At 62.3% G+C, this 13,589-nt stretch carries 12 protein-coding genes and 1 pseudogene; 4 read left to right on the forward strand and 9 right to left on the reverse strand.

The features are described from left to right. Positions 1-83: 83 nt before the first annotated feature. The 4 genes from IB264_RS09140 to IB264_RS09155 all read left to right on the forward strand — a co-directional run bounded on the left by IB264_RS09140 (position 84) and on the right by IB264_RS09155 (position 4,275). A complete protein-coding gene (locus IB264_RS09140) occupies positions 84-1,136 on the forward strand; it encodes an ABC transporter substrate-binding protein (RefSeq protein ID WP_192433297.1) in 1,053 nt (350 codons plus the stop codon). 98 nt (positions 1,137-1,234) lie between these two features. Continuing rightward, positions 1,235-2,314: an ABC transporter ATP-binding protein gene (locus IB264_RS09145; protein WP_051509248.1), complete on the forward strand. Its 1,080-nt coding sequence runs from the start codon at positions 1,235-1,237 to the stop codon at positions 2,312-2,314. Continuing rightward, entirely contained in the window at positions 2,311-3,489 is a 1,179-nt protein-coding gene (locus IB264_RS09150; RefSeq protein WP_025429175.1) for an ABC transporter permease, read from the forward strand. The genes IB264_RS09145 and IB264_RS09150 overlap by 4 nt, the downstream gene beginning before the upstream one ends. Before the next feature lie 3 nt (positions 3,490-3,492). Then, a complete protein-coding gene (locus IB264_RS09155) occupies positions 3,493-4,275 on the forward strand; it encodes an ABC transporter permease (RefSeq protein ID WP_025429174.1) in 783 nt (260 codons plus the stop codon). Here IB264_RS09155 and IB264_RS35575 read toward each other — a convergent pair. The 9 genes and pseudogenes from IB264_RS35575 to IB264_RS09200 all read right to left on the reverse strand — a co-directional run. Then, positions 4,205-4,474, reverse strand: a pseudogene (locus tag IB264_RS35575) (NADPH-dependent FMN reductase); the annotation flags it as partial. The gene IB264_RS09155 and the pseudogene IB264_RS35575 sit on opposite strands and share 71 nt — an antisense overlap. Positions 4,475-4,516: 42 nt before the next feature. Then, entirely contained in the window at positions 4,517-5,809 is a 1,293-nt protein-coding gene (locus IB264_RS09165; RefSeq protein WP_057221045.1) for an amidohydrolase family protein, read from the reverse strand. After that, the gene (locus tag IB264_RS09170; RefSeq protein ID WP_057219028.1) at positions 5,806-6,747 is read right to left on the reverse strand and encodes an ABC transporter permease; all 942 of its coding nucleotides are present in this window, start codon (positions 6,745-6,747) and stop codon (positions 5,806-5,808) included. The genes IB264_RS09165 and IB264_RS09170 overlap by 4 nt, the downstream gene beginning before the upstream one ends. 1 nt (position 6,748) lies before the next feature. Beyond that, positions 6,749-7,798, reverse strand: a complete 1,050-nt coding sequence (locus tag IB264_RS09175) for an ABC transporter permease (protein WP_025429171.1) — start codon at positions 7,796-7,798, stop codon at positions 6,749-6,751. Continuing rightward, positions 7,788-9,317, reverse strand: coding sequence for an ABC transporter ATP-binding protein (locus IB264_RS09180; RefSeq protein ID WP_025429170.1), 1,530 nt, complete (start codon positions 9,315-9,317; stop codon positions 7,788-7,790). Before IB264_RS09180 ends, IB264_RS09175 begins: the two co-directional genes overlap by 11 nt. Positions 9,318-9,450: 133 nt before the next feature. Continuing rightward, positions 9,451-10,476, reverse strand: coding sequence for a BMP family protein (locus IB264_RS09185; RefSeq protein ID WP_192433299.1), 1,026 nt, complete (start codon positions 10,474-10,476; stop codon positions 9,451-9,453). 283 nt (positions 10,477-10,759) lie between these two features. Next, positions 10,760-12,196, reverse strand: a complete 1,437-nt coding sequence (locus tag IB264_RS09190) for an FAD-binding oxidoreductase (protein ID WP_192433301.1) — start codon at positions 12,194-12,196, stop codon at positions 10,760-10,762. 56 nt (positions 12,197-12,252) lie between these two features. After that, entirely contained in the window at positions 12,253-12,834 is a 582-nt protein-coding gene (gfa, locus tag IB264_RS09195; RefSeq protein ID WP_113568412.1) for an S-(hydroxymethyl)glutathione synthase, read from the reverse strand. A gap of 117 nt (positions 12,835-12,951) precedes the next feature. Next, positions 12,952-13,589, reverse strand: a 638-nt coding sequence (locus tag IB264_RS09200) for a zinc-binding dehydrogenase (RefSeq protein WP_192433303.1), incomplete at its 5' end; no start/stop codon positions are given.

The following is a 13,589-nucleotide window of genomic DNA, read 5'->3' on the forward strand; positions in this document are numbered from 1 at the left end:
CGGGTCAGCAGTCCGCATGAGATCGTCAACGGGGGCCGGAGGCTGACGGCGGTTCCTTCACAAACGAAGAAAAGGGGAGTGCAATGAAGACTATCTTTCAAGCGGGTGTTCTGGCGTCCGCCGTCGTCGTGCTGTCCGCAAGCCTTGCCGCACCGACATTCGCACGGGACCTGACCGTCGTCTCCTGGGGCGGCAACTATCAGGACGCGCAGCGCAACATCTATTTCAAGCCCTTCGCCGAAAAGACCGGCAAGCCGGTGCTCGACGAAGCCTGGGACGGCGGCATCGGCGTCATCCAGTCGAAGGTCAAGGCCGGCGCGCCGAACTGGGATGCCGTGCAGGTGGAAGCCGAAGAGTTGGCGCTCGGCTGTGCCGACGGACTTTATGAAAAGATCGACTGGGACAAGATGGGCGGCAAGGACAAGTTCCTCGATTCTGCGGTCGATGACTGTGGTGTCGGCGCCATCGTCTGGTCGACGGCGATCGCCTATGACGGTGATAAGCTGAAGGAAGGCCCGGCCTCCTGGGCGGACTTCTGGAATGTCGAAAAATTCCCCGGCAAGCGCTCGCTGCGAAAAGGCCCGAAATATACGCTCGAATTCGCGCTGCTCGCCGATGGCGTCTCTAAGGACGAGCTGTACGACGTGCTTGGGACCGACGAAGGGGTCGAGCGCGCATTTAAGAAGCTCGACGAGTTGAAACCGCACATAGTTTGGTGGGAATCGGGCGCCCAGCCGCTGCAGTTCCTCGCCTCTGGCGAAGTGGCGATGACGTCGGCCTATAACGGCCGCATCACCGGCATCAACCGCACGGAAGGCAAGAACTTCAAGGTCGTCTGGCCGGGCAGCATCTACGCCGTCGATAGCTGGGTGGTGCTGAAGGATGCGGAAAACAAGGACGCCGCGCAGGACTTCATCGCCTTCGCAAGCCTGCCCGAACATCAGGCGAAGCTGCCGGAATTCGTCGCCTACGGCCTGCCGAACAAGGAAGCTGCAGCCAAGGTTCCGGCGGAATTCGCCAAAGACCTGCCGACCGATCCGGCGAACATGACGGAGTCGATCTCGCTGAATGTGGACTTCTGGATCGACAATGCCGAAACGCTGACGCAGCGCTTTAACGCCTGGCTGGCTCAGTAAGAACATCCGCCGCGAAGGGCGCTCCGACGGGCGCCCTTCCTGCCTGGCCGGGTGCGTTCTCACGGGTTTTCCGGATGGCGCATCCTTCGCCTCTAGCGATGGAGCCTTCCGTGGCCGAGTTCATTCGATTTGACCGCATCACCAAATTCTACGGCCCGCTCTGCGTGGTTGAAAACCTGGCTCTCGGCATTGGCAAGGGCGAGTTCGTAAGCCTGCTCGGCCCCTCCGGCTCCGGCAAGACGACGATACTGATGATGTTGGCGGGTTTCGAGCAGCCGACCTCCGGCAATATCCTGTTGGACGGGACCGCGATCAACGACGTGCCGACCCACAAGCGGGACATGGGGGTCGTCTTCCAGAGTTATGCCTTGTTCCCGCATATGTCGGTCGGCGAGAACGTGGCCTTCCCGTTACAGATGCGTGGGCTGGGCAAGGCGGAGATCGCCGAGCGCGTGGCGCGAGCGCTGGACATGGTGCAGCTGTCGGCCTTCACCGACCGCCGGCCTTCGCAACTCTCCGGTGGGCAGCAACAGCGTGTGGCGCTTTCCCGCGCGCTGGTCTTCGAGCCGCGCGTCGTGCTGATGGACGAGCCGCTAGGCGCGCTCGACAAGCAGTTGCGCGAGCAGATGCAGCTCGACATTCGCGACCTGCACCGCCGCCTTGGCGTGACGATTGTCTTCGTCACACATGACCAGTCGGAGGCGCTGACCATGTCGGACCGCGTCGCCGTCTTCAACAAGGGTAAGATTGAGCAGATCGGCACGCCGCGGCAGGTCTATGACGAACCGGCGACGCGCTTCGTCGCGGAATTTATCGGCGAGACCAATCTGGTCGAGGGTGTCGTCGAGGCGGTGCAGGGGCAGGAGGCGACTGTGCGCCTGCGGTCCGGCGCGCATATCGTTTCGGCCGTTTCCGGCAGCGTCGCCTCCGGCCAGCCCGTCTTTCTCTCTATCCGGCCGGAGCGGGTCGATCTCAGCGAAACGCGCGGCGAAGCGCGCAATTGCCTGGAAACGGAGGTGACCGATTCCGTCTATCAGGGCGATCATCTGCGTGTGCAGTTGCAGAACGCAGCACAACCGCTGATCGCCAAGCTCGGTCGCCGGTCACGCGAATTCCCGCCGGGCACCAAGGTCTATGCGGCCTTTTCAGCCGGCGATTGCCGGGTCATCGCGCCATGAGTGCAGTCTCGTCCCGGACCGGGCGGTCGCTCGTTCTTCTTGCGCCGCTGCTTCTCTTCCTCATCGGCTTCTTCGTCTGGCCGCTGTTCAGCATGATGTCGCAGGCGGTGTCGGATCCAGCCGTGCTGCGCCTGCTTCCGCGAAGCGCCGAAGTACTGACGGATTGGGATCGAAAGTCGCCGCCGACCATGCCCATGCAGATGGCGCTGATGGAGGACCTGAAGGCCGTCGATGACGACCAGGCGCTCGGCGATATGGTCCGCCGCCTCAACAGCGCCCGTTCCGGCTTCCGCACGCTCATGTCCAAGACGATCAGCGCGCTCGACGACACGGCGAACCCGCCCGCCGACCTCGTGTCCATCGACAAGCGTTGGGAGAAACCGGAATTCTGGCTGGCCATCGCCGATGCGCTCTCGCCGCTCACCGATCGCAACCTGCTCGCCGCAGTCGATCTCGGCCGCAATGCCGCCGGCGATATCGAGCACCTGCCAGCCGACCGGTCCGTCAACCGCGTTATCCTCGTGCGCACCTTCTGGATCGCCGCACTTGTCACCTTCGCCTGCGCCGGTATCGGCTTCCCCTATGCGATGATCGCGGCTTCGCTGACTGGCTGGAAGCGCGACCTGATGCTGGCTGCCGTGCTGCTGCCGCTCTGGACTTCGCTTCTGGTACGCACCGCCGCCTGGTTCATCCTGTTGCAGGAAAAAGGGTTGATCAACGACCTCCTGCAAACGCTCGGTCTGATCGATGCGCCGCTGCCGTTGATCTTCAATCGCACCGGCGTCATCATCGCCATGACCCATGTGCTGCTGCCTTTCATGGTGCTGCCAATCTATTCGGTGCTTATTACCATCCCGAAGAATCTGATGCCGGCGGCCGCCTCGCTCGGAGCGCCGCCTTGGCGCGCGTTCCTGCGCGTGCTGCTGCCGCTGAGCCTGCGCGGCGTCGCCTCCGGCAGTCTGCTCGTCTTCATTTCTGCAATCGGCTACTACATCACCCCGGCTCTGATTGGCGGGCCGGGCGACCAGATGATCAGCTCGATCATCGCCTTCTACGCCACAGGTTCTGCGAACTGGGGCATGGCCGGGGCGCTTGGCGTCGTGCTGCTTGTCGCGACGCTGCTCCTCTATAGTGTCTATGCGCGGCTCTCCACTGACGAGCCGGGGAGGCGCTAGGTCATGCCGATGAAGCTCACCAAGTTCGCTTTCGCCTCGCTGACGATCCTCTTCCTCGTCGCGCCGCTCATCGCCATCCTGCCGCTCGCCTTCACCTCGAGCGTCATCCTCACCTACCCGATCCCGTCCTGGTCGCTGCGCTGGTTCGAGGAATTGTTCACGGCAGATGCCTGGCGGCGGGCGATCTTTAACAGCCTAATCATCGGGACGGGCACGACGCTGCTCGCCACCGTGCTTGGCACCGCCGCCTCGCTCGGCCTGCGCAACCGCCTCCTCTTCTTCCGCGGGTCAATACGCACGCTCTTTCTACTGCCCATGGTGGTGCCCGCTGTCGTGCTCGGTGTCGGCATGCAGGTGCTGCTCGCGGGTTTCGGCCTGACGAACAGCTATGCCGGCGTGATCATCGCCCACACTGTCGTCGCCGTGCCCTTCGTCGTGGTCAGCGTCATCGGCGCGCTTGCCGGCATCGACGAACGCGTGGAACTCGCCGCACAAAGCCTCGGCGCTTCGCCCGCAACGGTCTTCCGCCGCGTGACCCTGCCGCTCGCCATGCCCGGCGTGCTCTCCGGCGCGGTGCTGGCCTTCGCCACCTCGCTGGACGAGGTTGTGCTGACGCTCTTTGTCGCCGGTCCCAACCAGCGTACGCTGGCCCGGCAGATGTTTTCGAGTATCCGTGAGAACATCAGCCCGGCGATTGCGGCAGCGGCCTTCCTCTTCATCGTCGCGACAATTCTGATCGGCCTCGCGGTTGTGCTGTCTCGATCTGTGCTGGCGAAGCGGCGTTAGACAAATTTGCGCGTCCGGGATGAAAAGATCGTTGAAGGCTTTGGATACGTAAAGGGATAGATAAGCGCGCTGATGCCGGCCCGAGCAGCCAATCGATCGGGTTTTTGAGGCTGCAGGGAATGCTGCGGACATATTCAGGGCTCGAAATGATCAGCCCGTCACTCGCGGAAATTTTCTCGATGAACCGGATGACGCTCTCTGGGGTATTCGGCCCCTCCCGTTCTGTTCTCGTCCAGTCCGTTCAACGTGGCTGCGGTGGCACGATGTGGCGGCGGTTGATGGTCGCCGGACGGCCCTTGATGGACAGGGCCGTATCGCGCTTCTCGCGTTCAGCCACGACCTTGCCCTTCGCCACGACACAGAGCCGCTCGGCGCGCAGCCGCACCGCCTCGATGGGGTTGCCCGCATCGAGCACAACGAGGCTTGCCGATTTGCCGACGGCTAGGCCGAGATGATCGAGTCCCATGATCTCGGCATTGACCTTGGTGACCATGTCGAAACAGGTGCGCATGTCCGCGGGCGAGGACATCTGGGCGACGTGCAATCCCATGAAGGCGACGTCGAGCATGTCGGCCGTGCCGAGGGAGTACCAGGGATCGAGCACGCAATCCTGACCCCAGCCGGTGCGGATGCCGGCCTTCAGCATTTCGGGCACTCGCGTCAGGCCACGCCGCTTGGGATAGGTATCGTGCCGCCCCTGCAGCATGATGTTGATCAGTGGATTGGGGATCGCCGAGACACCGGCTTCCGCAATCAGCGGCAGCAGTTTCGAGACGTAGTAGTTGTCCATCGAATGCATTGAGGTAAGGTGCGAGCCAGCCACCCGGCCTTGCAGGCCGAGCCTCTGGGTCTCATAGGCAAGCTGCTCGATATGGCGCGACAGAGGATCGTCGGTCTCGTCGCAATGCAGGTCGACCATCAGGCCGCGCTCGGCCGCGATCTCGCAAAGTTCGGTAACGGAACGCGTGCCGTCGGACATGGTCCGCTCGAAATGCGGGATGCCGCCGACGATGTCGACGCCCATGTCGAGGGCGCGGATGGTGTTCTCGCGCGCATTCGCCGAGCGGTAGAGCCCGTCCTGCGGGAAGGCGACGAGCTGGAGATCGATATAGGGCGCGATCTCCTTCTTGACCTCGAGCAGCGCTTCGACCGCAAGAAGGCGGTCGTCGCAGGTATCGACATGGGTGCGGATGGCGAGGAGGCCCATCGAGACCGCCCAGTCGCAATAGGCCAGCGCGCGTTCCTTGACGGCCTCGTGGGTCAGGAGCGGCTTGAGTTCGCCCCACAGCGCGATGCCTTCGAGCAGCGTGCCTGAGGCATTGATACGCGGCAGGCCGTAGGACAGCGTTGCGTCCATATGGAAATGCGGATCCACAAAGGGCTGGCTGACGAGGTTGCCCGAGGCATCGACGACACGACCGGCCCCGGCATCGATACGGGGCTCGATCGCGGCGATCCTGTCGCCCTTGATGCCGATATCGGCGACGGTTCCATCGGGCAGCGTGCCGCCCTTTACGATCAGGTCGAAACTCATCTTTCGCCTTTCTGGTACGGGATCATCAAAGCTTTGGGATAGGTGGCGCGGCGTGCGACCAGGATCAGCGCCAGGATCGACAGCGCATAGGGCATCATCAGGAAAACCTGATAGGGCACGATACCGCCCGATATCTGCTGCAGGCGAACCTGATAGGCATCGAATGCGGCAAACAGGATGGCGCCGATCAGCGCCTTTCCTGGCCGCCAGGAACCGAAGACGACCAGCGCGATGCAAATCCAGCCGCGCCCATTGATCATCTGGAAGAAGAAGGAATTGAAGGCCGAGATGGTGAGAAAGGCGCCGCCGACCGCCATCAGCGCGCTACCGACGGCGACGGCGCCCATGCGTATGCCGGTGACCGAAATGCCTTGCGCCTCGACCGCCGACGGGTTTTCACCCGCAGCGCGAACGGCAAGGCCAATGGGGGTGCGATAGAGGATCCAGGCGACGGCTGCGACCGACACGAATGCGAGATAGGTCAGCGGCGTCTGGGTAAACAGCGCCTCACCAACGACAGGAATGCTGGACAGGCCCGGGATCGGCAAGGGCTGGAACGGCTCGATCTTGGGCGGCGACGTCACCTCGGGCAGCGCAAGACGATAGGTGAAATAGGTAAGGCTTGTAGCAAGCAGTGTAACGCCGATGCCGACGACGTGTTGCGACAGGCCGAGCGGTACCGTGAGCGTGGCGTGCAGCAAGCCGAACATGGCACCGACCAGGGCAGCGACCAGCACGCCGGCCCAAAGATCGCCGCCAGAATAGACGGTGAACCAGCCGGCGAAGGCGCCTGCCGTCATGATCCCCTCGATCCCGAGGTTGAGGACGCCCGCGCGCTCGCAGATCAACTCGCCCATGGTTGCGAAGATCAGCGGCGATGCTATGCGGATGGCGGCGACCCAGAAGGAGGCGGTGAAGAGGATCTCAAGCGCGTCCATGTCACCTCCACCTTATCCGGAATCGCGTCAGAAGGATCGCGACAACCATCGTCAGCAGCGAGGTGGCGACCATGACGTCGGCTATGTAACTCGGCACTTTGGCCGCACGGCTCATGGCATCGGCGCCGACGAAAATGCCGGCGACGAAGATGGCCGATGCGATGACGCCGAGCGGGTTGAGCATGGCCAGCATCGCGACGACGATGCCGGAGTAGCCGTAGCCCGGCGACAGGTCGAGCGTCAGGTTGCCCTTGAGCCCCGAGACTTCTGAAAAGCCGGCAAGTGCGGCCAACCCGCCCGAAAGCAGCGCCGTCTTCATGAGCGTGCGGTTGACCAGAATGCCGACAAAGCGTGCGCCCTCGGCATTGAGGCCGACGGCGCGCATTTCGTAGCCGAGAACCGTCTTTTTCATGACGACCCAGACGAGAACGGCCGAAGCAAGGGCAATGACGAAACCATAGTGCAGGCGCTTGCCCTGGATGAGGCGTGGCAATTGCGCTTCGGCGATCACCTTCTGCGATTGCGGCCAGCCGAGCCCCATCGGATCCTTGAGCACACCTTCAAGCAGCATCGACACGAACAACAGGACGATGAAGTTGAGCAGCAGCGTGGTGACCACCTCATCGACGCCGAAGCGGGTCTTCAGCACGGCCGGGCCAAGCAGAAGCATTGCGCCTGCGGCCATGACGGCGGCCATGATCACCGGGATCAGAATGACCGAAGGTAGCGGCAGCGCGCCGGTTCCCAGCACCACGGTGACGACGCCCCCGATGTAGAGTTGCGCTTCTGCGCCGATGTTCCAGAGCTTGGCCCGGAAGGCGACGGCGATCGCCAAGCCCGTGAAGATCAGCGGCGTCGCGCGGGTCAAGGTTTCCATGAGCGCGAACTGCGAGCCGGCCGCACCCTTGGCCACAAGATAGAAGACGGACAGTGGCGAAGCGCCAGCGGCAAGAACCAGCATCGACGTCAGCAGCAGCGTGGTGGCGATGGCTGCCAGCGGAAACAGCAAGGTGACCGTCAATGACGGTGCGGGCTTCGGCTCAAGCCGCATGATCGCTGGGCTCCCCGCTGTGGCCTGCCATCAGCTCCCCCAGTTCCCGAATGCTGCGTTCACCGCGCGAAGACGGCGTCGATAAGCGCCCCTTGGACATGACGATGATGCGGTCGGACAATGCCAGGATTTCCTCAAGGTCCTCCGAAATCAGCAATATCGCCGCGCCCCTTTCCCGCGCTTCAAGCAACATGCGGTGAACATAGGCGACGGCGCCGACATCGAGGCCGCGGGTCGGCTGGCTTGCAAGGATGACCGCCGGGTCGGGATCAAGGGCCCGGCCGAGGATGAGCTTCTGCATATTGCCGCCCGAGAGCAGGCGTATGCGGGCCTCGGGCGAGGGGCATTTGACGTCGTAGTCGGCAATGAGTTTCTCGGCGAAGCGGCCGGCGGCTTTCCAGTTCAGGAAGCCCATGCGGTTGAATCGCGGGCTCCGGTAGCGTTCGGCGATGACGTTCTCCGCCACACTCATGTCGCCGATGCTGCCGATAGCGTGGCGGTCTTCCGGAATGCGGGCCACGCCATGGGCGAGCGCAGCGCGCGGCGACCAGTCAGCGACTTCCTGCCCGGCGATGGAAATGCTGCCGCCGGTTGGACGCCGGATGCCGGCGATGAGGCCGGCAAGGACAGCCTGACCATTGCCGGCAACGCCGGCAAGGCCGGTGATTTCACCAGCTGTCAGCGTGAGCGACACCTTATCGAGGCCGGCTCCGTTATACGGCGCTGTTGAGACGCCCTCGAGCGCCAGCAGCGGTGCGCCCAGTTTCACCGGGCTGACCTCCGCCGGCTTGACCTCCTGGCCAACCATGAGGGAGGCCAGTTCTTTGCGATCGGTCGAGCCTGTCTCGCGCTCGCCGACGAGCTGGCCGGAGCGCAGAACCAGTACACGATCGCTGACAGCCATCACTTCGTGCAACTTGTGGGAGATGAAGATGATCGACAGGCCTTTGGCGACGAGCAGTTTCAGCGTCCGGAACAATGCGTCGGTCTCGGCGGGGGTCAGAACAGCCGTCGGCTCGTCCAGGATGAGAATGCGGGCTTCGCGATAAAGGGCCTTCAGGATCTCGACGCGCTGGCGTTCGCCGACCGAAAGGGTGGAGACGGTGGCCGCGGGATCGACGGCGAGGCCGAAATCGGTAGACAGTTGCGCGATGCGCCGCCGCGCTGCGGCCCGGTCGAGCCGCATGCGCCAGAGGCCCTGCGTGCCAAGCGCGATGTTTTCCTGCACCGTCATGTTGTCGGCGAGAGTGAAGTGCTGGTGGACCATGCCGATGCCGGCATCGAGGGCTGCGCGCGGATCTCCCGGCGGAAGCGGCTTGCCAAAGGCCTCTACGGTTCCTTCGTCTGCGATGTAGTGGCCGAAGAGAATGTTCATCAGCGTCGTCTTGCCGGCGCCGTTCTCCCCGAGAAGCGCGATGACTTCGCCCCGCTTCAGGTCGAAGGAAATGGCCTCGTTGGCTCGGAGCGGGCCGAAACGCTTGCTGATGCGTGAAAGACGAAGGGCGGGATTGCTTGACACATCGGTGACCGGAAGTGGCGTTGCGGGGGAGGCTTCCTTTCCCGTCCAGGGAGGGAATGGTCGCTGCCGGCGAAGGGTAATCCCTCGTCCGGCATTGCCAACCACCTCTCCCATGAACGGAAGGAGAAGAGGGCTAGCTCGATTTTGGCTCGGCGTCGTTGATCTCGACGGCGAACGAGCCATCCTTGATCATCTTTTCCTTCTCCGCGACCTTGGCCTTGATGTCGTCCGGAACCTTGCTGTCGAAGGTGCCGAGAGGCGCGAGCGAACAGCCGCCGTTCTTCATGAAGGAATAGACGCCGTAGTCGTCGGCCTTGAAAGTGCCGGCCTTCACTTCGGCGATAGCCTTGTCGAGTGTCGGTTCGAAATGCCACAGCGCGGAGGCGACAACGGTGTCCGGATAGTCCGCCTGGGTATCGATGACATTGCCAATGGCCAGGACTTTCTTCTCCTTGGCGGCGTCGGACACGCCGAAACGCTCGGCATATAGAAGGTCCGCACCGCCATCGATCTGGGCGAATGCGGTCTCCTTGGCCTTGGGCGGATCGAACCACGAGCCGATGAAGGCGACCTGGAACTTGGTGTCCGGGGCCACTTCATTCACGCCAGCCATGAACGCGTTCATCAGCCGGTTGACCTCCGGGATCGGATAGCCTCCCACCATGCCGATGTTCTTGGACTTGGTCATTGCGCCAGCGACCAGGCCGGACAGATAGGATGCGTCCTGGATATAGTTGTCGAAAACCGAAAAGTTCGGCACGGCGGCATCGGGCTTGAAGCTCGAGCCCATCAGGAAGGCGACGTCAGGATAGTCTTTGGCGACGGCGCGGGCGGCATCCTCGACGCCGAAGACCTCGCCCAGGATCAGCTTGTGGCCGGCCTCGCAATATTCGCGCATGACGCGCTCGTAATCGTTGTTCGCGGTGTTTTCAGAATAGACATATTCGATGTTGCCGCGCTCCTTGGCGGCATTAGCTGCCTTGTGGATACGGCTGACCCACTGCTGCTCGACCGGGACGGTATAGATGGCCGCCACCTTTATCGGGTCCGCAGCAAACAGACGGCTCGGCAGACCCGCCGCGGCCACCACGGCGGATGCGCCAGCAACTTTCATCAGGGTTCTTCTGGAAATGGCGGAATTGAAGGAATTGCTATGCATTAAATTCCCCTCTGGTTGATTGCGCGTTTTGGAACACGTCTTTTTTACCACTTGGTCAATGTAGGTGAAGTTGGAGGTTGCAGCAATTGGGTGCCGCGGAAAGTTCGCCGCAGGCGATGGAAGCAAAACGCGGGATCACGAAGGCCGCTCGATCGTGAATTGCGGGCGTGAGCCCATCGCGGCGCTGAGCAAAGGCCTGCCGCTATTCTCCGAAATCGCCGCGCCGACGCTTCTCAAGCTGATGAGCTCGAAGGCCTTTCCGGGGGTGGGGGGTGGCGCAGATCTATCGGGTGGCGTGAACCCGTCGCCGAAGGGTCGGTTGCCGGGGCAACACCTTTCCCGGATTGAGGATCGCGGACGCATCGAGCGTGTCCTTGACCCGATGCATCAGCGCCAGCTTGACCGGGTTCGATGTGGCTGACAGTGACCCCACTCTCTTGGTGCCGATCCCATGCTCGGCAGAGAATGACCCGCCGATCGTAACTATGTCCCTGTAGAGCACCTTCTCAATGGCTTTCGCCTTTTCGCCTGCAATGTCACTGCCAGCCGCGTTGAGGACGATATGGAGATTTCCGTCAGCAAGATGGCCGAACACGTAGGGATCGAACGTGGCATCCAGTCCCCTGAGATCTGCAAGACAGCGATTAAGATAAGACCCGACTTGCGATAGAGGAACCGAGACATCGTAGGATGGTGCGCTCGGATGCTTTCGGTAGATGAGGTCCGTGTCTTCGCGCAGTCGCCAAAGATCCATCTCCTGCGCACCTGAGGATGCAATGACGGCTGAGGCGTCGGGGTGATCCTCGATGACGTCTTCATAGATACGTCCCAGTTCCGATTGCAACGCTCCCTCCTCGGCCCCGCTTAGTGAAACCAGCAGGTTGACCGGATGCTCGGCATTGTAGTCCGAGACAGACCAACGATGATGGCCGGATGTCAGACGGAAATAGGTGTTCCAGATCGCTTCCGCAGCGCGTAGTTGACCGTACTCGGCGTCGAGACCTCGACGAACTGTCTCGAGCGCTGCATCAACTGACGGTAAACCGAAGAGGACAGTGGCCGTGGCAAAGGGCTGGGGCTCAAGCTTGACGGCAATACGCGTTATGATGCCGAGTGTTCCTTCGGCTCCCACAAAGAGATGTTTCAGATCATAGCCGGCCGCGTTTTTCACGACCCGTGTAAGATCGGAATAGATCGAGCCATCCGCGAGCACGGCCTCCAGGCCGAGAATGCGATGCCGCATGACCCCAAACCGAAAGGCTGCAATACCCCCGGCATTCGTCGAGGCCATACCTCCGATCGTTGCCGAACCGCGCGATGGCAAATCGATCCCTGTTTCAAGTCGATGCTCCGCGGCCGCCACTTGCAGCGCTTGCAGTGTCACGCCGGCCTCCACGACCGCAACCCGCTCGATTGGTGAAATATCCAGGATTCGATTGAGGCGGACGGTTGAAAGCACCAGTTCGCCCGGCCGAGACATCGCCCCGCCTACGAGCCCGGTTCGTCCTCCATGGGTGACGAGCGAGATCCCGTTGGCGAGGCAACATTTGACGACGGCGGCAACCTCATCGGTCGTTCTCGGGAAGACTACGGCGCCTGCCCCGAGATTTTCAGGTGCAACTCCGTGGTCGACCGTGGCAATGGCCTCCCCGTCCTTGAGATTTTCGTCACCAACAATTCTACGAATTTCGTCTTTGAATTCGGGCTGTAGGCGATCCATTCGATGTTACCTGTTGGTGGATGTCGAGAACGGTGAGATGTCTGCGGCAGACTTGTTCAGGCCGTGTCAGTTTTGAGCGCGCCACTCTTCTTTGCCGTCCAGGTGGCGATGAAGTCCATGAGGCCAGGGTTGAGGCAGTCATAGGGCTCAATACCAAGCTCTCGCAGGCGGCCACGCACGCCATCCATCTTTGCCGGATCGTATCCGCTTTCGATGATCGAAGACACGAAAGCCGCAAACCCCGGCTTCGCCCAGCCCGTTTCCTGGAACCGCTCAGGATGCAAGAAGGAAAGCCCCTTGAACGGATGGTCGCGTTCGACGGGGCCGTACATGTGCACGCCGCAGTCCTTGCAGGCGTGGCGCAGAATAAGAGCGGCCGGGTCCATGACAGCGAGCTTGTCGCCGTTTTCGAGTATCTCGACATTGTCCGTCGGCGCGACGGCGACGACCGAGAAGACAGCACCATCGGGCTTCCAGCACTTGGTACAGCCGCAGGCATGGTTATGGGCAATGTCGCCCCTGATCCGGACCTTCACAGGGTTGCTCGCGCAGTTGCACACAAGTGTGCCGCCCGAGAAGGCTGCATCGGTCGCCTGGAAACCGGAATCGAGGGATGGATGTATCGCAACGCTTGGCATGGGCTTCTCCTCCTTCATGGCCGGCGCGGTATGCCCGGCAGATCATTGGCATCGCCGGGCGGACGCTTGGCGATGTGATGAACGGATTGCATTCGTGATGCGGTCGTGAACCCGCGCTCAGTATACCACGACGCTGCGGATGCTTTCGCCGGAATGCATCAGTTCGAAGCCCTTGTTGATGTCTTCGAGCGGCATCGTGTGGGTGATCATCGGATCGATCTCGATCTTGCCCTCCATGTACCAGTCGACAATCTTCGGCACGTCGGTGCGGCCGCGCGCGCCGCCAAAGGCGGTGCCCATCCAGCTGCGACCGGTGACGAGCTGGAACGGACGGGTGGAGATCTCCTGGCCAGCGCCGGCAACGCCGATCACCACCGACTTGCCCCAGCCGCGATGCGAGGCTTCGAGCGCCTGGCGCATCACCTTGGTGTTGCCGGTGCAATCGAACGTATAATCGGCACCGCCGATCTGGTCGGCCCCGCGCTTCGTCATGTTGACGAGGTAAGGCACGATGTCGTCGCCGACCTCCTTCGGATTGACGAAGTGGGTCATGCCAAAGCGTTCGCCCCAGGCCTTCTTGTCGTTGTTGAGATCGACGCCGATGATCATGTCGGCGCCGGCAAGCCTGAGGCCCTGGATGACATTGAGGCCGATGCCGCCGAGGCCGAAGACGATCGCGGTCGCGCCGATCTCGACCTTGGCCGTGTTGATCACCGCGCCGATGCCGGTGGTGACGCCGCAGCCGATATAGCAGA

This window comes from Ensifer sp. ENS11 (assembly GCF_014851895.1).
In the GTDB taxonomy this organism is placed as follows: domain Bacteria; phylum Pseudomonadota; class Alphaproteobacteria; order Rhizobiales; family Rhizobiaceae; genus Ensifer; species Ensifer canadensis.

What these genes read in the sequence shown, in the direction of transcription:
- IB264_RS09140 (WP_192433297.1), top strand. Translation starts at nt 84, where the DNA reads ATGAAGACTATCTTTCAAGCGGGTGTTCTGGCGTCCGCCGTCGTCGTG.
- IB264_RS09145 (WP_051509248.1), top strand. Translation starts at nt 1,235, where the DNA reads ATGGAGCCTTCCGTGGCCGAGTTCATTCGATTTGACCGCATCACCAAA.
- IB264_RS09150 (WP_025429175.1), top strand. Translation starts at nt 2,311, where the DNA reads ATGAGTGCAGTCTCGTCCCGGACCGGGCGGTCGCTCGTTCTTCTTGCG.
- IB264_RS09155 (WP_025429174.1), top strand. Translation starts at nt 3,493, where the DNA reads ATGCCGATGAAGCTCACCAAGTTCGCTTTCGCCTCGCTGACGATCCTC.
- IB264_RS09165 (WP_057221045.1), bottom strand. Translation starts at nt 5,809, where the DNA reads ATGAGTTTCGACCTGATCGTAAAGGGCGGCACGCTGCCCGATGGAACC.
- IB264_RS09170 (WP_057219028.1), bottom strand. Translation starts at nt 6,747, where the DNA reads ATGGACGCGCTTGAGATCCTCTTCACCGCCTCCTTCTGGGTCGCCGCC.
- IB264_RS09175 (WP_025429171.1), bottom strand. Translation starts at nt 7,798, where the DNA reads ATGCGGCTTGAGCCGAAGCCCGCACCGTCATTGACGGTCACCTTGCTG.
- IB264_RS09185 (WP_192433299.1), bottom strand. Translation starts at nt 10,476, where the DNA reads ATGCATAGCAATTCCTTCAATTCCGCCATTTCCAGAAGAACCCTGATG.
- IB264_RS09190 (WP_192433301.1), bottom strand. Translation starts at nt 12,196, where the DNA reads ATGGATCGCCTACAGCCCGAATTCAAAGACGAAATTCGTAGAATTGTT.
- gfa (WP_113568412.1), bottom strand. Translation starts at nt 12,834, where the DNA reads ATGCCAAGCGTTGCGATACATCCATCCCTCGATTCCGGTTTCCAGGCG.